Source organism: Phaeobacter cretensis (assembly GCF_047372505.1).
In the GTDB taxonomy this organism is placed as follows: domain Bacteria; phylum Pseudomonadota; class Alphaproteobacteria; order Rhodobacterales; family Rhodobacteraceae; genus Phaeobacter; species Phaeobacter cretensis.
Genome location: NZ_JBKBEU010000001.1, coordinates 1,713,589 through 1,732,887 on the forward strand (window position 1 = coordinate 1,713,589; position 19,299 = coordinate 1,732,887).

Genomic DNA, 19,299 nt, shown 5'->3' on the forward strand with positions numbered 1-19,299 from the left:
GCGCCAGAGGACAAGGGAGTGCATCGGTTTGGCGCGTGAACAATTCGAAGAAAGCGATGCTTTCGTTACGGAAATTTGCTGGCATTATTACGTGAACGAAATGACGCAAGCCGAAATCGCACGCCTGCTCAATGTCACGCGTCTTCGCGTCAATCAGGCGATCCAGCGGGCAAAGTCACTCGGGTTCGTGAAGATTCATATTGAATCGCCGTTCCTGCCGCGGATTGAAATTCAAGAAAAGCTCAAATCGGCCCTCGGTCTGAAACGAGCGATCGTTAGCCCGTCAAATGAAGCCAACTATGATTATCATAGATCTGTCGGTGCGGCTCTTGCAGAACTTTTGACCGAGCGACTGGCGACTGGCGACTGGACCTCTTTGGGCGTATCTTGGGGCCTGACGTTGGATTCTGCCATTCGGAAACTGTCCCGGCAATCTCACCCTAACTTTGAAGTTGTTTCGATCCTTGGCGGTACAGCCAAGGGTTCGACATTGAATTCTTTCGGGATTGCTTCGGGCTTTGCAAATGTCCTTGGGGCGCAATATTCCGTCCTGACTGCGCCGATCTACCTGTCGGAAGGAATCGATCGTGACATTTTTCTATCGCAATACGCGCTCAAGGAGCACTTCGCGAAATTCGCATCACTGGATGCCGTATTGCTGACCTGTTCGAACGTTTCAGAAAAATCGTTTCTCGTGGAACACGGATTGCCACAGGGTATGACCCCAGAAGCGTTGATCGACGCTGGTGCGATTGGCGATGTGCTCGGTCAGTTCCTCGACAGGGAAGGTCGCCCGGTTTCGGCTCAAGTTGACGGCCGAGCGGTTGGGATGCCATTGGAACAGGTCATCGACATACCCGAAAAAATCATGGCGGCTGCGGGCCCTCACAAAGTGGAAATTATCAAAGCTGCTTGCCAAAGAGGGCTTGTTGATACGCTTGTCACGGATGACACGACCGCGCGGCTGCTTCTTGAGGCCTCAGAAACACAGGCCGCCAAAACAGGCGGCGATGAACTATGACACTTGCGCCTGACAGCCTGGGCCCGACTATTTGTGTTGGTGAAATCCTTGCGGAAATTGTTGCGACAACGGTTGGCGATGGGTTCTCAGAACCGATCCCTCTGATCGGACCCTACCCCAGCGGTGCCCCGGCGATCTTTATCGCCCAATGTGGTCGTATCGGCGGTGCTGCCGCAATGATCGGAGCCGTCGGAGATGACGAATTTGGTCGGGTCAATCTTGCGCGTTTGAAGCGCGAAGGGGTTGATGTGACCGGCGTCATCACAGACCCGGAATTACCGACCGGCACAGCCTTTGTGCGGTATCGTCCTGACGGAAGTCGCGATTTTGTTTTCAACATGTGGACCTCGGCCGCCGGAGGGCTGGTCTGGACAAAGGCCATTGACGCGGTGGTGTCGCGTGCCGGTCACCTTCATGTTATGGGCACGCTTCTGGGAAATCCTGTCATTTGGCCGATGATCGAGCGCGCGGCGCAGATGATCAAGGCGCGCGGCGGAACCGTCTCGCTTGATCCCAATATGCGCAAAGAGTTGCAGACCGATGCGGAAACTGGTGCGCGGATGTCCACGATGATGGCCATGACAGATTTGCTTTTGCCGTCAGATGACGAACTTTACATTGCGGCAGAGATGCAAGCGGACAGCGATGAGGAACAAGCAATTGAACGCCTGTTTTCGATCGGTATTTCAGAGATTGCGGTCAAGCGTGGCGCGCAAGGATCAACCACTTACGGACCGGCAGACACTGTTACGCATGTCCCCGCATTTGCTGTTAAAGAAATCGACCCAACCGGTGCCGGAGACTGCTTTGGCGGGGCGTATGTGGCGACGCGGCGGCTGGGGATGTCTATCGATCAAGCGCTGATCTATGCGAATGCAGCCGGTGCGAGAAACGTAACCGTGCTTGGCCCGATGGAGGGCGCAGGCACCCGCGACGAGCTTGACGCCTTCATCGCAGAGACGGAGCGCAGGGCATGACTGCGTTAAAATTGACCGACCTTGGCGGATTGTACCGTGACGGAACACCGTGTGGCATAACTTCGATTTGTTCGGCCCACCCAATTGTCTTGCGCGCTGCCTTGCGACACGGGCGAGCTACAGAAAGCACGGTCCTGATTGAGGCGACTTGCAATCAGGTCAACCACCTCGGTGGCTATACCGGCATGACACCCGCTCACTTCGCGGATCTGGTATTCAGCCTGGCACAACAAGAGGGTTGTACCCGTAAGCAGATCATTCTTGGCGGCGATCACCTCGGCCCAAATCCATGGCGCGATCTGCCCGTTAATGAAGCAATGGACCAAGCCTGCGACATGATTTCGGCTTATGTCGCTGCGGGCTTTGGCAAATTGCACCTTGATGCCTCAATGGGGTGCGCCGGAGAACCTGCGGCCTTGGACGATGAAACAACTGCGCACCGCGCTGCACAACTGGCCTTGCGTGCAGAGGAAACAGCACAAACGGCTGGGTTGGTGCCGCCGCTTTACATCATCGGAACCGAGGTGCCGCCTCCCGGTGGGGCAGACCACGCCCTGGACGAGATCGCACCAACAAACGCCGCCTCCGCCCGCAAGACGCTTCAAATTCATTACGAGGTGTTAAAAAAAGCAGGCTTATCCCAGATGTTGAACCGGATCATTGGTCTGGTGGTTCAGCCGGGCGTTGAATTCGGCAATCACAATGTCATGACCTATGACGCCTCAAAAGCGGGCGCGTTAGTACAGGTTCTGAACAATCTGGACGACCTCGTGTTCGAGGCGCATTCGACCGACTATCAGGGGCAAGGGCCGCTGTCCGAATTGGTGCGTGACGGATTCGCGATCCTGAAAGTCGGGCCGGAACTGACTTTTGTGCTGCGCGAGGCACTTTATGCTCTGGACCTTATCGCAAGTGACCTCTTGCCGGATTACGGCGACCGCCCGCTTTATCATGAGATGGAAACCGTGATGCAATCGGACCCTGAAAATTGGGCGCGCCACTATCACGGTAGCCGGGCTCAGCAGCGCCAGATGCGCCACTACTCACTATCAGATCGTATTCGGTATTACTGGAGCACGCCCCAAGCTCAGGCCGCCGTAAATCGGCTGTTGGGGGCGCTGCGCGGCCAGATCGTGCCGATGCCACTGATGTGGCAACACATGCCACACGCCGCCCATGCCGCCGACAAAGCGCTGGAACCCGAGAACATTCTTATCGAGCGCGTCCAGGACAGCCTGAGCACCTATCACGCGGCCTGTCATTCTACGAACGCCACATTGCACAACGAGAATTAGACAAAATGACCAGACAGTTCGACGGACAAAGCGTCATCATCACGGGAGCCGGAAAAGGCATCGGCCGCGCCTGCGCAATTGAGATGGCAAACCGGGGCGCAAAAGTTGTTGCGATGGCCCGCACGCAATCCGACCTTGATCGTCTGATGCAGGAAACCGGGTGTACATCCATCAATGTCGACCTGATGGACAATGACGCCGCCCGCGCTGCCATGAAAAAGGCGGGCACTTGCGATTTCCTGATCAACTGCGCCGGGACAAACGTGTTGGAATCGGTGCTGGACATGACTGACGATGGCTACGAGGCCGTCATGGGCATCAACCTGCGTGCCGCCCTGATCTGCGCACAGGAGTTTGCCCGCTCCCGTGTTGCAGCAGGCGGCGGGGGCGCGATCCTGAACGTCACCTCAATCGCTGGCCATCGCGGGTTTCAGGAACACATGTGCTATGCCGCTTCCAAGGCCGGGCTTGAAGGGGCCACGCGCGTCATGGCCAAGGAATTGGGCGCGCATGGCATCCGCGTCAATGCCGTTGCACCCACTGTCACGATGACAGAACTCGCCGCAGCCGCTTGGTCAGATCCAGCCAAGAAAGACCCAATGATGGTGCGCCACCCCATTGGCCGTTTCGCCGAGGTCACGGATGTAGCCAAATCCATCGTAATGCTTCTTGGTGACGACGCCCCGATGATAACGGGCGCTGTGCTGCCCATCGACGGCGGTTTTCTCGCCGTCTGAGCTTTCTCATTCGAACAACAAGGGAGGCCAACATGGCCACAACTCTCAACGGAAAAATCGCTGTTGTTACGGGCGCGGCCTCGGGTATTGGCCTTGCCGCCACCGAAGCCCTTCTGGCCGAGGGCGCAACCGTCGTCATGGTCGATCGTGACGAAATGGCCTTGGCGGACCAAACCGCACGACTGGGGGAAAAAGCCATCATCCAGGCCACCAACCTTCTGGACGCCGAGAGCTGTAAGGCAATGGTCCCTGAAATCCTTGAAAAGGTTGATCACATCGACATCCTGCACTGCAACGCCGGAACTTATATCGGCGGCGATCTGGATGAGACTGATGCCGATACCATCGACCGGATGCTGAACCTGAACGTCAACGCGGTGATGAAAAACGTCCACGGAGTAATCCCCCATATGAAATCACGCGGAACTGGCGATATCTGGGTGACCTGTTCGGTCGCGGGTCATTCGGCAATCCCTTGGGAGCCTGTCTATTCCGGCTCCAAATGGGCGATGACCTGTTTCGTCCAAACCATGCGCCGTCAGCTGCGGGAGCATGGGATCCGAGTGGGCCAAGTCTCACCTGGGCCAGTGGTCTCGGCGCTGCTTGCCGATTGGCCCGAAGAAAACCTGCGCAAGGCGAAAGAAAACGGATCTTTGATCGAGCCCTCAGAAGTGGCTGACGCTCTGATCTTCGCGCTGAGCCGGGGGCGGAATGTCACGATCCGCGACATGATCGTGCTGCCAACGAACTTCGATATCTGAGTGCCACGAGCGCTAACTTCGGCGTCTCTGGGAAAAGTCGAATGCTGGCTTTAGGGAGTGCCACCGGATTGCGGAGAAAAGCGCGCTGAAGTCGCGAGGCATTACTGTGCAAGCAAAAGCCGCATCAGCGAAGGGGCTGATTGAATTTCGTGCCTGTGACTGGCTTTGAATGTCCGGTCTGGCGGCATTGACTGCAATGCGGCGATGAGTGTGCCGCACCTGCGAGCGGATGCTGCGTCAGCAAACACTCGCAGGGGTAATGGCAGCAATGTCCGCATCTTGCCCATCCAAACACCCTGCAGCGAAGGTCCGCATCACTGGAAAACTTGATCAAATCAACTTTTTGTTCAACGCTTTCTCAGCGTAAGAACTCGCAGAAATTTTCCTCAGGAAAGTTTTTGTGAGAATTTTCCTCTGAAATTCAAACTTCTTGACAAGCATTTTCCAAGCCAAAGCCCAGCGGTTGAAAACAGGGGGGTACAAACATAAGTACCTTGTCCTGCGCTAAACCATTAAAAGCGCGACCAATCCACCATCAAAGAGGGCAAGACACCCGGCGAGACCACATTATGGAAAATGTTGACCTTCCCAAGTTTCCAACACGAACCGGCTACATGACAGAGAAGATCCAGCGAGATTACATCACGTCAGCGATAACCAAACGCATTCTGCCTAAGGATGCGCACCGAATGGCGGAAATTTTGTCGTTGACCGCCCCCAACGATACAGCAAAGCCGATCCAGTTTTGGCAACTGCATTCTGTTCTCGGCCAGGATCCCATCGTGGAGATTGTGCAGCGTTTCTATCAGCGTGTGTTTGAGCAGGATGATTGGTTCAAGTCGGTATTCGAACGTGTCGGCGGCATCAATCATCACATCAACACGCAGGCGTCGATGTGGATCGATGTGATGGGCGGGGGGCCGTATTATCATGGTGCAGAGTTCCGTCTGAATTTTCATCACACGCACAATGCGATGGCATTGATGAACGACAAGGGCGCTGAGCTTTGGTCCAATCTTATGTTGGAAACGTTGGATGGATCATCCGACGTGATGACCGATGACCGGCGTGTGCGCATCAGTATCAATACGTTCTTGTCATTCTTCTTGGGCAAATATGCGGATGATTTTGCGTTTGAAAACCGGAGCTTCTTCGGAAAGACCAATCCCGCGTACAAGCGAAAGATCAACCTCATGAAAATGACGGAGAAAGCAATTGATGCGTTGAGTGAAGAAGAGCTCAACGCAGCCCTTGCTGACCGCGGAGTGGATGTCTCACAGTATGAAGGCAAAGATGCGAAAGTGAACAAGGCGTTGATGATGTGATCATCAGCGTCTCTCCTACCGCCTTTTGAGATATGTGGGCTATTGGGTAGGCGACAGAATGTGGACCACTCTGTCTGCCAACATGTCTTTGGTGCTGGCACCGTAAGCCTTCATATGGTCTGAACTTGCATGTGCGCCAAGTGCTGCCATGCTTGCCCATTTTTCCACAACCACAAAAGTGTCGGGGCCAAATTTGGTCTGCATCACCCCGGCGTTTTTGGTGTCAACGGTTGCTTCGTATGCAATGCAACCGTCTTCGGCCAGCACGGCAGGGACATTAGCGTTAAACAACTCAAGCACAGCATCGCGCTGACCTGGCTTTGTCGTAATGATTGCAAGCACGTGGACGATAGACATTTTGGGGTTCCTGTTGTTGGAATTGGTTTCCCAAAAGCTAGGCTCGAGACTCATTGATTTACAGTCAGAATAGGACCGTTGCAGCGAGAGCGATGGCCGAGAGGAATACCTTTGGGCATCTGTCATATCGAGTGGCGACGCGCCGCCAATCCTTCAGGCGTCCGAACATGATCTCAATGCGGTTGCGTCGTTTGTAGCGGCGCTTGTCGTATCGGACAGGCTTGTCGCGTGACTTTCGACCTGGGACAGGACTTTATTCCCCTGTCATTAAGGGCTTCGCGGAACCAATCTGCGTCATAGCCTCGATCTCCCAGCAGCCAGTCAGCCGGTGGCAGACTGTTCACCAGAGCCCTGGCGCCCGTGTAATCGCTCACCTGCCCAGCGGAAATGAAGAAGCGGATGGGGCGTCCCAGACTGTCAGTAACGGCGTGCAGTTTCGTATTCATGCCACCCTTGGTGCGCCATATCAGCCTGCGACGCCCCCTTTTTCAACCGCAGACTGGAAGCCGTGCGGTGCGCTTTGAGGTACTTGCGCAGGCTCACTCGAACGCATGGCGTTCGCCTGCTCACATCGATCATGATGGTTTTATGAGCGGTTCCCTCTGCAGCCAGCCCGTTCATGATCCGAGCGAACACACCCATATCGCTCCATCGTTTCCAGCGATTATACAGCGTCTTTGGCGGCCCATATTCACGCGGCGCATCGGACCAACGTAACCCATTGCGGTTGATGAAAATAATCCCGCTCAGCACGCGTCGATCATCAACCCTCGGCTTACCATGGCTCTTTGGAAAGTAAGGCTGAAGTCGCGCCATCTGCACATCCGTCAGCCAGAATAGATTGCTCATGTTATACCCCTGAAACTCAAGGGCATGAATCACGCAGGCGGGATGACGGCAACCAAATTAATAGGTCCAGAACCTAAGGTGTGGACTTGACTGGATTGATGCTCGCTGCAAGCGTGACACATATTCACTTTGCGCTTTGAGGTTGCAAATGCTTAGCAAAAAATCATTTCACAAAATTGTCTTTGCCGCGATTTTCCTTCTCCTTGTGAGCCCCAGTCTTTGGCTCGATCAATTCGTAATCTACTTCTCTCCGAGTACAGGTTTCCCATTGTGGCAACACATGCTGTTCTTTTTGTTTTTCACAGCGTTGACAGGCTTGAACCTCTTGAAACTACTTGGGTTCTCCTCCCAGAGAATTAGAAATGATTACCTTCTGGGGGGCAACTTACTTGTGCTTGTTGTCTTGTCCACAGCATTTCATGCGAAGCCTGTTGGCTTTTCGCAGCTCCTGGGCGCTCCCGCGCTCCTTCAGTTCTTTATTGGTTGTTGTGTTGCCTTGACGGTAGTTCTCACTCGGCTAGGAAAAACGGCAACTTTCGTCGTGGCTTTACTTCTGATAACTCGGCTGACTTTTGGTGAAATTGATCATCCTTTCGATGTCGCGAAAGCACAACCTAATCAGCATTGGGCGATCGACGATCATAGCGAGCTCTCCAACTGCCAATTTGCAACGGCTCAGTGTGCATTTCAGGACTGGTTGAGGAACCGCCCTGATTTGGAAGCTTATGCTGCGAAAGGGTTGCCGTATCCCGTGTTCCTCGTTTCAGCCGAGGGAGGCGGGATTTATGCCGCTGCGCACACTTTTGCAACTTTGGAACACGCGAGCCTCGCATGCCCAAACTTCAGGCAGCATGTTTTTGCAATCAGTGCTGTTTCCGGCGGAGCGATGGGGGCGGCGATGTTCGTTGCAGATGATCGTTTTTCAGAAGGCATCGAGGAAATCCATGACTGTGTCGAAATCGATGCACAAACTCCAGCTAGAACAATGGACCTATCTGAGGACTATTTTTCGACTGTGCTGGGCGGTTTCATCTTTGGAAATATCGTTCAGTTTCTTGTCCCATTTGATATCGGAGCTCCCAGCAGCGGAGAGTTCCTCGAGACTTCATTTCTGCAACAAGACAAGAGTGGTGCGCTGTCTCAGCCTGTCCGTGAATACTGGCGACCTGAAGCAAGCGACCCCGCAGTTTTCCTAAATACTACAAATGTGGGAACTGGGCGAACAGAACTAATAGCTCCCTTCCCCCTAGATCGCCACCTATTTGCAGGGCAAGGGAATATTCCAGATCGCATACAGTACTATTGGTTCGACTACCCGGTATCAATTGTGACTGGAGCGAGCTTGGCCGCACGGTTCCCATTCATTACACCAACCGGAAAGGTGCCGGATACGCATAGTACCTTGGGTGAGCGATATGCCGACGGCGGCTATTATGAAAATACAGGCGCGGCTGCAAGCTTGGCGATACATCGGGATATTCGCGAACAGGAATGGTTAGCACCTGACTGGTGTATCTCGGAGAATTCCTGGCAATGCGGAAACTATGTCGACGTAACATATGGTTGTGTGTTCGATGTACCGGAGAACAATTTACGCAATACCGTGAATGCCGAGTTGGAAAAACGCAATCCGCTATGTTCTGAAGAGCTTTGGGCGGAGCAGATCATTCCCGTTTCATTCGTACACATCCCAATTTTTGCCGACTACACCAACCCTGAGAACGGCGTGGAGACTGGGCGTCAGAGCTTCTTTGATCCCATTATTACGTTATTCGCTACACGTGTTTCCAGGGGGCGGGACGCTATCATTGATTTAGAAGTTGAAGGCTGTGGCTACTCTGGAAAAGGTTGTCACGGCATCGAACCCTTTGACGGAAAAGTGCAAAGGTTTGAAGTCAGCGCCACGTCTCTAGGGCTTCCTCTTGGCTGGAGCCTTGGTTTGCAAGGCTATTCAGAACTATTGAACGCGGTGGCAAACAACTTCAACAATGATCTTCCAGTCCAAGACTGTGACGAACCCTCTAATGAAAATTTCATGTGCCGTTACCCTCTAACGTCAAAACAATCAGCCATGGAGTACGCACTGACTGGAGTTGAACCCTAAAAGTAAATGATATCAAAAACTTAAATCTGTATCATCACTCCCATAGCACCATAAGCACGGCAAGAAGCGTTGCTACCGCACTGTGCTAGAACTGTGCTAGGCGCGCGGCGCGGCGCTCACAACAAACTGTGCTAACAGGTAATTCTAAGGCTGTGCTAACGCTGTGATAGGGTATCTTGGGATTTCCAACGGTTTTCGCTGCAGCGCAGAAATACCGTAAGTTTATGTTTTTGCTTTATTTAAATGGTGCCCGGGGGCGGAATCGAACCACCGACACGAGGATTTTCAATCCACTGCTCTACCCCTGAGCTACCCGGGCACGGGAAGGCTGTTTACCTTGGGTGTGGGCCTTCTATGACGTGCGCATGACCGTGTCCAGAGGGATTTTCAAAGAAATTCGCTAATGTTTGATTTCCTGCGATTTCTCGGCCTCTTCCAGAGCGTTTTCAATATCTTCCGGGTCTGTGCTTGGTGTCGCGTAAGCGCCATTAAACCACTTTGCAAGATCAATATCTGCACAACGGCGCGAACAGAAAGGGCGATAATCCTGGTGGCTCTCCTCACTACAGATCGGGCAACTCACGACAGCACCTCTGTCAGCGGAATACGTCCCCGTTTGCGCTGCAGTTCAAAATGGCCAAGCGTGGTCCATCCGACCAGCACGGTATCTTCACTATCGGTACGAAAGCTTGCACGCAGAGCATTTTCGAAAGCGCGACGATCTTTCTTGGGCATGGGAGCGGGATCAATCACGATTTGGCCGCCAAGGCCGCGCAGGCGCAGCGCACGGGCCAGTGACTTGGCGCAGGCCATATTCGCCTTAACTCCAGCCGCAAGCGACGTATCAACACCTGTGTTCACATCCACAGCAATCAGCGCCCGTGTTTGTTCGATAAACAGAAAAGCACCTCCGCTTAAAGGTTCGCGAATACCTTGAGCAGTTTCCAATGCATCCAATACGCCGAGCCGTTCAAAACCGCCGGGTTCCCGCTCTACATCCGCCGGATCGGTCCAATCACGCCAAGCCAATAGATGCGGGGTATCACCTTCCGATAGGACCTCTGGTCCGTTATCACCATCATCCAAAACTTGGATCGCGAGCGACACCATAGACAGGATATCTTCTTCGATTTCACCCGCATCGGCGCCGTCACAGGCGGACCGTAAGATGAGGCCGTAACTGCAGTCACCCATAGCATCATGGGCGACCTCCAAAAGCCGGTCCCTCTCTCCTTCGTCACGAATAGAGCGGGAGATATTCAATCCTGGCGCTTCGGGTGTGACTATGGCGTAGCGGCTCTTGAATAGCAGCTTCTGGGCCACAGGCAGCGCCTTGCCTGGTTCAGCATATCCAGTCAGTTGCACCAGCAATTCCTGACCGGGCGCCAGGCCTTTGACTTGACGCAGAAAAGCGGGTCCATCCGGCGTTGTCAGGAACATGCCGCCCTGCCCTTTTACCGGCCGATCTGCCCGTGCGCGGTAGATCGTGCCGGGCGCTGGTGCATCACTGTCGATCAACAGATCTTCGAGCTGGCCATCGACGATGAGAGCTGCGGCTTCTCGCCCATCGATATGGTCCAGAACAATCGTTCTACCCTTCATGCTGCTGTCTCCTTGCTCTGTGTCCAGCCCGCCCCTCGAAGGAGGGCGGCTGTTTCTGCCAATGGCAGGCCTACAATTCCGGTGAACGACCCGTTAATCCATGGAATGAGAGCCCCAGCGGGTCCCTGGATGGCATAGGCACCAGCCTTGCCTTTCCAGTCGTTGGTCGCGAGATAGGCGTTCAACTCTTCATCCGAAAGCCGCTTCATTTTAACCGCGCTGACGACGTCACGGGACCAAAGCCTGTCGCCGCGGCGCACCACTACCGAGGTGATGACCTGGTGGCGACGCCCGGACAAGCTCAACAGAAATTGTGCAGCCTCAGTGGCATCATCAGGTTTGCCCATAATACGGCGACCGAGCGCAACAGTTGTATCTGCACAAAGGATGAGATCATCGGAATCTGCGCTGATTGCTTCAGCCTTTTGCCGGGCAATACGCGCACAATAAATACGCGGCAATTCTCCCGGTTTAGGTGTCTCATCTATATCAGGTGGGCAAACGGCGTCGGGGGTGATCCCCAGTTGAGCCAGTAAGTCCAGCCTGCGCGGACTGCCCGATCCCAGAATGAATGCCATCTTCAGCCCTCTTATCCTAAGGCGCAGTGAACACTGCGCTTGCTTCTGCTTTGGCTCAGTCATTCGGGGTTCAGCGAACCTGAAAATCCCAACTTGCCTGAGCCGACCTGATGTTTCCCAAGGTGATATCGGGACACTCAGCCGACAGGTACCCAAAACAAAAGCCCGGCAAAAGGCCGGGCTTTTGTTACACTATTGGTACCAACGCTTACTTGAAGCGGTAGTTGATCCGCCCCTTGGTCAAATCATAAGGGGTCATCTCAACCTGCACCTTGTCGCCAGCCAGAACACGAATGCGGTTTTTGCGCATCTTACCTGCCGTATGTGCGATGATCTCATGGCCGTTTTCCAGCTCGACCCGAAACGTCGCATTCGGCAGGAGTTCCTTCACGACACCGGGAAATTCGAGCGTATCTTCCTTGGCCATGTTATCTCCATTTTTGAGTTTTCCCGCAATCTCGCGGGATCTGCGCCTAAATGGGCGCTTTTTCCCTGATTTTCAAGGGCGCAATCACCGCAGCGAGCATATTGTTATGGAATTCTCGGTGTCAGGCTGTTCGTTCCAATGCGTTCGATTACGCACCACACCATTTGCACGCACCTCGGCTATGACATCTAGATCGACATCAGCATAGATCCAACCAGCCTCATTTAAGACCCCTTCGGCGAGGACGCCCGTTGGCGGAAATCCGGTATCCGGTGGACCAAAGACGCCGCCCATACCAGTGTTCTGATCAACCGCCTCGGACCAATCTGCCACACCAACCAATGATGCCATTACGCTCACACACTGATTTTCCAGCGCGCGCGCCATGGCACCAATCCGCACCCGCCAATACCCGGCCAAGGCTTCGGTACAAGATGGAACGAGTAGTATTTCCGCCTCGGCCAGAGCGCGGCCCAACAGTGGAAACTCGCTATCGTAGCAAATCAGGATACCAATCTTACCCAGGGCCGTATCAAACAAGGTCAACGGATCTCCGCCGGTAACGCCCCATGGGGCGCGCTCAAACATCGTCATGATCTGTTTGTCTTGCGTACCTACCTTACCGTTTGGAGCATATAGGCTGGCGCGGTTTACCGGTCGCGACCGGGCATCGAAAACGGGCGCCGAGGCCCCCAAGATATGAACGCCATGTTTCGCTGCCAACTGAAGATGCAGCGCATGTACTGCCGGCATAAGATCGGAGACGGCGCGTAATGAGTCTTCAAGATCAGCTGCGATCTCGGCTCCAGCCAAAGTCGCCAGTTCCATCGCGCCATACTCCGGAAAGACTAGAAGATCCGCGCCTTGGTCAGCAGCATCACCTACCCATCTTGTAAGCTTGGCTTCATATGCGGCCCAGTTGTCGAACCAGTCCAAAGGATAGGCAGCTGTCGCAATCTTCATGTCATGACCTCACAGTGTCCTCATCCACAGCTTTAGCGTTTTGCGGCTTTCGCTCTCATCACCCACATCGCGCCATGAGAACACAGCTTCCTTATTTGGAAGTGGCGCATATCCGCGTTTGGTCCAGAACCTATCGTGCGAGCGATAGTTTGTTGGCCGCATCGGGTGGTCTTCGGGGCGTGTCACCGCACAAAAAGCGATCTTGGAAAACCCAAGCGACCGGGCATGGGTTTCACGATGATCAAAGAAGGCGTGCCCAACCCCTTGGCCACGATACTCCGGTAGCAACACGCTTTCCGCGCAATAGAACACTGATGCTATGTCTCCGACGGACCCATGCAGTTGACTTGCGTCGCCATGATCTGAAAGCGGCATGCCAGTAGCAGCCCCAATGACACGTGCACCATCATAGGCCGCCACTAATACAGCGCGCGCCGTCTCTTGGTAGGAGCGCAGGTAGCGTCTCTCATACTCCGGACTGCCTTCGTACAAATAGGGAAAGTCGCGAAACACCTCTATACGGAGAGCCGCCAAATCCGGCAGAGCCGCCTCTAGTGCCGCGCCAATAAGAGGCCGCACATCCAATGTCATCAGGTCGAAACCTGCGCGACCCAGTCCGCTAGATTATAATAGGTGGTGACACGAGTGATCTGACCGCCCTTAAGATCAAAGAACGACCCAGCAGGCAGGCGATAGGTCTGGCCCGTCGCTTCGGGCAGTCCGGCATCAGTTTGCAGATAAGTGCCATTTACGGTGTACTCCGCGGCAGCTCGGGTATCGTTCTCGGTACTGAACACTACGACCTCTGTCAGGGTTTCATCGTAGCAACGGCTCATATGCTCGCTGAACGCAGCAAAGAGCGCTTTGCCCCTCCGGATTTCACCCTCATTCACATGATGAGCAACATCCTCAGACAAGCACTCTAACATGGCGGCGGTATCATTGGCGTTGAACGCCTCAAAGTAGCGGGTAATCGTGCTGTTCATTTTATCTCCATCGGGTTGCCCCAGCGTTCAGTCAAACGTTCGATAATCTGCGTTCGAGTTTGTCTGTAACTGTCTAGCTTGGCATTCCGGGATTCCCCCAGCCCAGTAGGGTCCATAATTGGCCAGTATTCGACATCGAGGTGGAAAAACCGCGTAAGTTCTAATGCGCGACGCTGGCTCGCGGGCGAAAGCGCGACCACCAGATCGAATGACGACAGATCATCACCCCATTGTTCCATTTCATCGAATGACCGCGAACGATGGCGGGAAAGCTCCACACCGATTTCCTGACACACAGCGATACAGAAGCCATCGATCTCCATGTCATTCTTGACCCCAACCGACTGCACATAGGTGCCAGAGCCATAGAATTGCTTCATGATCCCTTCGGCCATGGGAGACCTGACTGCATTATGGTCACAGCAGAACAATATCGACTGCGGTAACTCGCTCACGCTTCAGCCTCCAAAATGCAAAACGCAGATCAAAGTAAACAACCGACGGGCAGTGTCAGTGTCGATTTCGGCCTTACCCTCCAACCGTTCTTGCAGGACCCGGCTACCTTCGTTGTGAATTCCCCGCCGGGCCATATCAATCGTTTCGATCTGGCTCGGAGGCAGGGTTTTGACTGCGGTAAAATAGCTCTCACAGATCTGGTAGTAATCCTTCACCACCTGACGAAAGGGCGAGAGCGAAAGATGGAACTCCGCAGCTTTCTCCCCTCCCTGAGACGCAACATCAAAGACCAGCCGCTTATCGCGAATCGCAAGGCTAAGGTGGTAAGGGCCTTCAGGCACCTCGCGCTCATCCCGAGCAGGCAATGCAAAGCTATTGTCCTCAATCAAATCAAAGATCGCGACCCGGCGCTCCTGCTCAATCTCAGGCGTCGGGGGTGGCAAATTACGGTCATCAAGGTCGATTTGGCTGATGCGGCTCATAGGTCAGATCTCTGTGCGCGGGTCATGTTGATAACTGACTAGCCGATGGTCGATGCCACGGCAATCCGCACAACACAGATGTGTCGCAACGATGTGCCCAATGCCACAGTCCTGTGGGGCACGCCTTGGCCTGCCATTGGCCAAGTGAGCTGTGATCAACGCCTATTGGTTCAGGCGATCCAGTCGTGCGCGGATCGACAGGCCATGCGCTTCGAGACTTTCACTATTGGCCAAGGTCTCGGCAGCAGGACCAATGGCACGCAGCGCCTCGGGCGTAATCTCACTCAGCGTCGTGCGCTTCAGAAAATCCATCACCGAAAGGCCTGATGAAAAACGTGCAGACCGTGCCGTTGGCAAAACATGGTTTGGCCCGCCGATGTAGTCCCCAATCGCCTCCGGCGTGTACTGGCCCAAGAAAATAGCGCCGGCGTGAATGGTCTTTTTGCTCAACGCGCGTGGATCGGCGACACATAGCTCCAGATGCTCGGGCGCGATCCGGTTCGAGAGCCGTGCAGCCTCATCCATATCAGCGACAGTAATCACCGCACCGTAGTCACGCCAGCTGGGTTCAGCGATTGCAGAACGCTCAAGCGTTTTCAACTGTGTCTCAACCGCGTCTGCCACAGCTCGGCCAAAGCCATCATCGTCGGTTATCAGGATCGACTGCGCGCTTTCATCATGCTCAGCTTGGCTGAGCAGATCCAGTGCAATCCAGTCAGGGTCGTTGTCCTTGTCGGCAATCACAAGGATTTCAGACGGACCCGCGATCATGTCGATGCCAACTTTACCAAATACTCGGCGTTTGGCCGCTGCGACAAAAGCGTTTCCAGGGCCGGTGATCTTGTCGACAGGTGCTATGCTCTCGGTACCATAGGCAAGAGCGGCAACTGCTTGCGCGCCGCCAATACGATAGATTTCATCGACGCCAGACAACTGCGCTGCCAATAGTACAAGCGGATTGATCTTCCCGTCCGGCGTGGGAACAACCATCGCCAGCCGCTCCACCCCTGCCACCTTTGCCGGGACCGCATTCATCAGCACCGAAGAGGGATAGCTCGCCAAACCGCCCGGCACATACAGACCAGCGGCCGAGATGGCCGACCAACGCCATCCTAGCGAGGCCCCAGTATCGTCTTGCCATTCTTCATTCTTTGGCATCTGGCGAACGTGGTAGGCACGGATCCGTTCCACCGCCAGTTCAAGCGCTGCCCGCTCTTCTGCAGAGACATCTTGGGCCGCAGCACTGATTTCAGCGTCGGAAATACGCAATTGCTCCGCTGCCAATTCCAACCGGTCGAATTTTGCAGTCAGAGCTATCAGCGCCGCATCGCCGCGGGCACGAACATCCGCAATAATATCGGCTACCACGGCGTCAACGTCAGGGCTGTCCTCGCGTTTGGCCCCTAGAAGGGCAGCAAAGGCCTTGTCGAAATCAGCGTCGGACGCGTTCAGAAAAACGGGCATCATGGCTCTCCTTTGGGCCTGCAATATAGGCCACTGCCCACAGTCTCAAGATGATTGCTGATGTTGTGCGTCAGTCAAGCACCTGCTTTGCCAGTGATTGGATCGCGTCAGCGGCCAACGCGCCATCCAATGGACATAACATCAGCACGTCGTTTCGAGGCTTATCGCCAATAATGACAGAGCGTGGACGCAGGCCAAACGGACGGAATCCAGCTTGCAGATATAGTGCCTGTCCCGCGCTATTCTCCGCGTCCACACATAACTCAATCTGCCTCACCCCCGCCTCTCTGGCGTGGTCGAGCACATGAGCCAACAAGGCTTTTGCGAGCCCCTGACGCTGATACGCTGAGGAAATATAAAACGGCCCCAGATCGGCAGCGTGCGAGATGCGCGACAGCCCACCCCGCCGCAAGACCGCAAACCCGACCAAACGATCCTCGATAAGCACGCCCAAGTAAGCGCCGCTCTCAAATCCAGTTAGCAAGGTCGCGTCTGAAATGTCGGCCGCCTCTTCTACTGTCATGAGGAAAGATGCCGGAAACTGCATCAGACCCTCACGCCAAAGGGCGCGAAGATCGTTAAGATCAGCCTTCGCCAGACGACGTAGGATCATGTCTCGTCATGCTGTGGCGCCCGACCGGAAGGGGCCTGATAGGGGCGTGTAACATCACGCAACGTGATCTCGATCGCCTCAACAGCCAGACGAATGACGCCGTCCCCGGCGAGTGTCAGAACAATATGCCCATCACCGTCCGTTCCGGGCTCGAACGTCAGCGACAGCAAAGAAAGGATCAGATCACTATCTCTGCGATCCAGACCCTGCGACGCCACAGACAGAACATGATCAACAACCAAAACGCTTTGCACGCGCTCGTAGGGACGCCCGCGCTTTTCAGCGGAATCTTTATCTTCCCAACGAAACCGGTTCAGCAAAAGCGCAAAGCGGTGTTCCGTAGGACGCCAACTGATCTCGGTCACCGGAAACACAGCATCCTGTGCAAGAGAGGCCACGACCTGCAAATCCTCGGCGCTAAGAGCGCCAAGATTCAACGGAGCTTCGCGTCCATCATCGAAACTTGCATCTGACATCACTACTCCTGGATTCGTTCAATTTTTGCGCCAACCGATGACAGCTTACGCACAACATGCTCATACCCACGATCCAAGTGATAGACGCGACTAACCGTTGTGTCGCCCTCAGCAGCCAGACCAGCAAGGATCAAGGATACTGAAGCACGTAGATCCGTGGCCATCACCGGCGCACCTTTCAATTTCTCGACACCGGTTACTGTCGCATGGCCACCGTGGACGTCGATCTTCGCCCCCATACGCATCAGCTCTGGCGCATGCATGAATCGATTCTCAAAGATTTTCTCTTCCAGAACGCTGGTACCCTCAGCTGTGCACATCAAGGCCATCATCTGTGCCTGAAGATCCGTCGGAAATCCGGGGAAAGGCTCAGTCACCACGTCCACCGCCTTTACGCGGTTGCCGCCACGGCGCACGGTGAGACTGTTCTCGTTTTCAACGATCTCGACACCGGTCGCTTCCAGCTTGTCGCAAAAAGCTTCGATCAAGGAGCGTTTACCCCCCAGCAATTCAACTTCACCACCGCAAATTGCAGGTGCCAGCATATAGGTGCCGAGTTCGATCCGATCTGTAACAACAGGATGGGTGGCACCATTCAGGCGGTCTACACCTTGGATTGTGATCGTCGATGTGCCTTCACCTTCGATCTGAGCACCCATCTTGCGCAGGCATTGCGCGAGATCGACAATTTCTGGCTCTCGTGCTGCGTTGTTGATGACTGTCGTGCCTTTTGCCAATGTGGCCGCCATCAGTGCATTTTCAGTTGCCCCGACAGAAACCAGAGGGAAGTCGATAGTTCCCCCTTTCAGTCCGCCCATAGGCGCCTTGGCGTGAACATAGCCGTCTTCTAGCTCCAGCTGCGCGCCCAGCGATTCAAGCGCTTTTAAATGCAAATCAACTGGACGGGCACCAATGGCACAACCACCGGGCAGCGATACAACTGCGTGCCCATCACGTGCCAACATTGGCCCCAGCACAAGGATTGAGGCCCGCATCTTGCGCACGATATCGTAGTCAGCAGTATGATTATGAATATCATGGCTGGACATTGCCAAGACTTGACCATCCTGAAGCGATGAAACCTCAGCACCAAGAGACTGAAGTAGCGTCGTCATTGTGCGAATATCCGAAAGCCGTGGCGCATTAGTCAGCGTCAGCGGCTCCTCGCTCAGCATCGTTGCTGGCATCAGTGTAAGGCAGGCATTCTTCGCCCCTGCGATGGGAATCTGTCCTTTAAGAGGGCCGTTGCCCGTAACCAAAATCGAATCCATCTGCCCTTACTCCTTGGAATTGCCTGCAGCGGTGGTGTCTGTTGCGCTATCTCTGCTGTCATCTCTGACCGCACGCGCCTTCGCCTGAGCCTTGCGGCGGCCCATATTCGCCTTCAATGCCGCCTTCAACCGATCTTCACGCGTGACCACCGAGCCACCAGTTTTTGCTGTTTTCTTATCTGCCATATCCCTTCTGTAACGGAGTGTGAAAAAACCGTCCAGAATGCTCTTGCGCCACTGTTCGTTTATGCCTAAAAGCCCCCTCACCGGCGCTGCTGTAGCTCAGAGGTAGAGCACTCCCTTGGTAAGGGAGAGGTCGAGAGTTCGATTCTCTCCAGCAGCACCAGTTTCCAAAACAGTTCCTTTTCATGATATTACGGCATTATTTGGCTGTTTGTCGCCTTCGGTTGTGGCTTGATATTGCAGCGCAGAACGGCCCTATTCCCAATCGGCAGAGCTGTTCTGTTTACCCCGACTTATCTAGTCGAATTCCCCTTCAATGAACCGGTGCGAATCGATTTGACCTGAAAACAGCTCGCGATTCGCAAACGCTGT

At 54.5% G+C, this 19,299-nt stretch carries 22 protein-coding genes, 2 tRNA genes and 1 pseudogene; 8 read left to right on the top strand and 17 right to left on the bottom strand.

The window, feature by feature from the left end:
* Positions 1-28: 28 nt before the first annotated feature.
* From ACEWZM_RS08305 to ACEWZM_RS08330, 6 genes are all read left to right on the top strand, one after another.
* On the top strand, positions 29-1,021 hold the full coding sequence (locus ACEWZM_RS08305) for a sugar-binding transcriptional regulator (RefSeq protein WP_414005989.1): 993 nt from the start codon (positions 29-31) through the stop codon (positions 1,019-1,021).
* Positions 1,018-1,998 carry a tagatose kinase gene (locus ACEWZM_RS08310; protein WP_414005990.1) on the top strand — a complete coding sequence of 327 codons (981 nt, stop codon included), beginning with the start codon at positions 1,018-1,020 and terminating at the stop codon, positions 1,996-1,998. Before ACEWZM_RS08305 ends, ACEWZM_RS08310 begins: the two co-directional genes overlap by 4 nt.
* Positions 1,995-3,293, top strand: coding sequence for a class II D-tagatose-bisphosphate aldolase non-catalytic subunit (locus ACEWZM_RS08315; protein ID WP_414005991.1), 1,299 nt, complete (start codon positions 1,995-1,997; stop codon positions 3,291-3,293). The genes ACEWZM_RS08310 and ACEWZM_RS08315 overlap by 4 nt, the downstream gene beginning before the upstream one ends.
* 5 nt (positions 3,294-3,298) lie before the next feature.
* A complete protein-coding gene (locus ACEWZM_RS08320; RefSeq protein WP_414005992.1) occupies positions 3,299-4,030 on the top strand; it encodes an SDR family oxidoreductase in 732 nt (243 codons plus the stop codon).
* A gap of 32 nt (positions 4,031-4,062) precedes the next feature.
* Positions 4,063-4,791, top strand: coding sequence for an SDR family oxidoreductase (locus ACEWZM_RS08325; protein ID WP_414005993.1), 729 nt, complete (start codon positions 4,063-4,065; stop codon positions 4,789-4,791).
* A gap of 614 nt (positions 4,792-5,405) precedes the next feature.
* On the top strand, positions 5,406-6,116 hold the full coding sequence (locus ACEWZM_RS08330) for a globin domain-containing protein (protein WP_414005994.1): 711 nt from the start codon (positions 5,406-5,408) through the stop codon (positions 6,114-6,116).
* Positions 6,117-6,155: 39 nt separating this feature from the next.
* On the opposite strand, the gene ACEWZM_RS08335 is transcribed toward ACEWZM_RS08330, so the two are convergent.
* Positions 6,156-6,473 (bottom strand): putative quinol monooxygenase, encoded by a 318-nt coding sequence (locus ACEWZM_RS08335; RefSeq protein ID WP_414005995.1) that lies wholly within the window; start codon positions 6,471-6,473, stop codon positions 6,156-6,158.
* 64 nt (positions 6,474-6,537) lie between these two features.
* A pseudogene (locus ACEWZM_RS08340) lies at positions 6,538-7,322 on the bottom strand (IS5 family transposase).
* A 148-nt stretch (positions 7,323-7,470) separates the two neighbouring features.
* Between ACEWZM_RS08340 and ACEWZM_RS08345 the strand changes: the two are divergent.
* On the top strand, positions 7,471-9,426 hold the full coding sequence (locus ACEWZM_RS08345; protein ID WP_414005996.1) for a hypothetical protein: 1,956 nt from the start codon (positions 7,471-7,473) through the stop codon (positions 9,424-9,426).
* 244 nt (positions 9,427-9,670) lie between these two features.
* On the opposite strand, the gene ACEWZM_RS08350 is transcribed toward ACEWZM_RS08345, so the two are convergent.
* The 15 genes from ACEWZM_RS08350 to ACEWZM_RS08420 form a co-directional block, all read right to left on the bottom strand.
* Positions 9,671-9,745, bottom strand: a tRNA-Phe gene (locus ACEWZM_RS08350).
* 81 nt (positions 9,746-9,826) lie between these two features.
* Complete coding sequence (locus ACEWZM_RS08355; RefSeq protein WP_414005997.1) at positions 9,827-10,009, bottom strand: DNA gyrase inhibitor YacG; 183 nt, start codon at positions 10,007-10,009, stop codon at positions 9,827-9,829.
* Complete coding sequence (locus ACEWZM_RS08360) at positions 10,006-11,028, bottom strand: ribonuclease E/G (RefSeq protein ID WP_414005998.1); 1,023 nt, start codon at positions 11,026-11,028, stop codon at positions 10,006-10,008. The genes ACEWZM_RS08355 and ACEWZM_RS08360 overlap by 4 nt, the downstream gene beginning before the upstream one ends.
* Complete coding sequence (locus ACEWZM_RS08365) at positions 11,025-11,606, bottom strand: Maf family protein (protein ID WP_414005999.1); 582 nt, start codon at positions 11,604-11,606, stop codon at positions 11,025-11,027. The genes ACEWZM_RS08360 and ACEWZM_RS08365 overlap by 4 nt, the downstream gene beginning before the upstream one ends.
* A 208-nt stretch (positions 11,607-11,814) precedes the next feature.
* Entirely contained in the window at positions 11,815-12,033 is a 219-nt protein-coding gene (gene infA / locus ACEWZM_RS08370) for a translation initiation factor IF-1 (protein ID WP_005978431.1), read from the bottom strand.
* 84 nt (positions 12,034-12,117) lie between these two features.
* Entirely contained in the window at positions 12,118-12,996 is an 879-nt protein-coding gene (locus ACEWZM_RS08375) for a carbon-nitrogen hydrolase family protein (RefSeq protein WP_414006000.1), read from the bottom strand.
* A gap of 9 nt (positions 12,997-13,005) precedes the next feature.
* Complete coding sequence (locus ACEWZM_RS08380) at positions 13,006-13,587, bottom strand: GNAT family N-acetyltransferase (RefSeq protein ID WP_414006001.1); 582 nt, start codon at positions 13,585-13,587, stop codon at positions 13,006-13,008.
* Positions 13,587-13,982: a ketosteroid isomerase-related protein gene (locus ACEWZM_RS08385; protein ID WP_414006002.1), complete on the bottom strand. Its 396-nt coding sequence runs from the start codon at positions 13,980-13,982 to the stop codon at positions 13,587-13,589. The genes ACEWZM_RS08380 and ACEWZM_RS08385 overlap by 1 nt, the downstream gene beginning before the upstream one ends.
* A complete protein-coding gene (locus ACEWZM_RS08390; protein WP_414006003.1) occupies positions 13,979-14,437 on the bottom strand; it encodes an arsenate-mycothiol transferase ArsC in 459 nt (152 codons plus the stop codon). The genes ACEWZM_RS08385 and ACEWZM_RS08390 overlap by 4 nt, the downstream gene beginning before the upstream one ends.
* A 3-nt stretch (positions 14,438-14,440) precedes the next feature.
* Positions 14,441-14,920 carry a UPF0262 family protein gene (locus tag ACEWZM_RS08395; RefSeq protein WP_414006004.1) on the bottom strand — a complete coding sequence of 160 codons (480 nt, stop codon included), beginning with the start codon at positions 14,918-14,920 and terminating at the stop codon, positions 14,441-14,443.
* Between the two features lie 162 nt (positions 14,921-15,082).
* On the bottom strand, positions 15,083-16,384 hold the full coding sequence (gene hisD, locus ACEWZM_RS08400) for a histidinol dehydrogenase (RefSeq protein WP_414007983.1): 1,302 nt from the start codon (positions 16,382-16,384) through the stop codon (positions 15,083-15,085).
* Positions 16,385-16,454: 70 nt separating this feature from the next.
* Positions 16,455-16,997, bottom strand: coding sequence for a GNAT family N-acetyltransferase (locus ACEWZM_RS08405; protein WP_414006005.1), 543 nt, complete (start codon positions 16,995-16,997; stop codon positions 16,455-16,457).
* Positions 16,994-17,473 carry a DUF2948 family protein gene (locus tag ACEWZM_RS08410; protein ID WP_414006006.1) on the bottom strand — a complete coding sequence of 160 codons (480 nt, stop codon included), beginning with the start codon at positions 17,471-17,473 and terminating at the stop codon, positions 16,994-16,996. The genes ACEWZM_RS08405 and ACEWZM_RS08410 overlap by 4 nt, the downstream gene beginning before the upstream one ends.
* Before the next feature lie 2 nt (positions 17,474-17,475).
* Entirely contained in the window at positions 17,476-18,744 is a 1,269-nt protein-coding gene (gene murA / locus ACEWZM_RS08415) for a UDP-N-acetylglucosamine 1-carboxyvinyltransferase (protein WP_414006007.1), read from the bottom strand.
* Between the two features lie 6 nt (positions 18,745-18,750).
* The gene (locus tag ACEWZM_RS08420; RefSeq protein ID WP_414006008.1) at positions 18,751-18,930 is read right to left on the bottom strand and encodes a hypothetical protein; all 180 of its coding nucleotides are present in this window, start codon (positions 18,928-18,930) and stop codon (positions 18,751-18,753) included.
* An 85-nt stretch (positions 18,931-19,015) separates the two neighbouring features.
* On the opposite strand from ACEWZM_RS08420, the gene ACEWZM_RS08425 reads away from it, so the two are divergent.
* Positions 19,016-19,090: transfer RNA gene (locus ACEWZM_RS08425), tRNA-Thr, on the top strand.
* The last annotated feature ends 209 nt before the right edge of the window (positions 19,091-19,299 follow it).

Coding starts and splice junctions, on each gene's coding strand:
- ACEWZM_RS08375 (WP_414006000.1), bottom strand. CDS start 12,996: ATGAAGATTGCGACAGCTGCCTATCCTTTGGACTGGTTCGACAACTGG.
- ACEWZM_RS08315 (WP_414005991.1), top strand. CDS start 1,995: ATGACTGCGTTAAAATTGACCGACCTTGGCGGATTGTACCGTGACGGA.
- ACEWZM_RS08410 (WP_414006006.1), bottom strand. CDS start 17,473: ATGTCAGATGCAAGTTTCGATGATGGACGCGAAGCTCCGTTGAATCTT.
- ACEWZM_RS08325 (WP_414005993.1), top strand. CDS start 4,063: ATGGCCACAACTCTCAACGGAAAAATCGCTGTTGTTACGGGCGCGGCC.
- ACEWZM_RS08420 (WP_414006008.1), bottom strand. CDS start 18,930: ATGGCAGATAAGAAAACAGCAAAAACTGGTGGCTCGGTGGTCACGCGT.
- ACEWZM_RS08365 (WP_414005999.1), bottom strand. CDS start 11,606: ATGGCATTCATTCTGGGATCGGGCAGTCCGCGCAGGCTGGACTTACTG.
- ACEWZM_RS08395 (WP_414006004.1), bottom strand. CDS start 14,920: ATGAGCCGCATCAGCCAAATCGACCTTGATGACCGTAATTTGCCACCC.
- ACEWZM_RS08360 (WP_414005998.1), bottom strand. CDS start 11,028: ATGAAGGGTAGAACGATTGTTCTGGACCATATCGATGGGCGAGAAGCC.
- infA (WP_005978431.1), bottom strand. CDS start 12,033: ATGGCCAAGGAAGATACGCTCGAATTTCCCGGTGTCGTGAAGGAACTC.
- ACEWZM_RS08385 (WP_414006002.1), bottom strand. CDS start 13,982: ATGAACAGCACGATTACCCGCTACTTTGAGGCGTTCAACGCCAATGAT.
- hisD (WP_414007983.1), bottom strand. CDS start 16,384: ATGCCCGTTTTTCTGAACGCGTCCGACGCTGATTTCGACAAGGCCTTT.
- murA (WP_414006007.1), bottom strand. CDS start 18,744: ATGGATTCGATTTTGGTTACGGGCAACGGCCCTCTTAAAGGACAGATT.
- ACEWZM_RS08310 (WP_414005990.1), top strand. CDS start 1,018: ATGACACTTGCGCCTGACAGCCTGGGCCCGACTATTTGTGTTGGTGAA.
- ACEWZM_RS08330 (WP_414005994.1), top strand. CDS start 5,406: ATGACAGAGAAGATCCAGCGAGATTACATCACGTCAGCGATAACCAAA.
- ACEWZM_RS08345 (WP_414005996.1), top strand. CDS start 7,471: ATGCTTAGCAAAAAATCATTTCACAAAATTGTCTTTGCCGCGATTTTC.
- ACEWZM_RS08405 (WP_414006005.1), bottom strand. CDS start 16,997: ATGATCCTACGTCGTCTGGCGAAGGCTGATCTTAACGATCTTCGCGCC.
- ACEWZM_RS08320 (WP_414005992.1), top strand. CDS start 3,299: ATGACCAGACAGTTCGACGGACAAAGCGTCATCATCACGGGAGCCGGA.
- ACEWZM_RS08335 (WP_414005995.1), bottom strand. CDS start 6,473: ATGTCTATCGTCCACGTGCTTGCAATCATTACGACAAAGCCAGGTCAG.
- ACEWZM_RS08380 (WP_414006001.1), bottom strand. CDS start 13,587: ATGACATTGGATGTGCGGCCTCTTATTGGCGCGGCACTAGAGGCGGCT.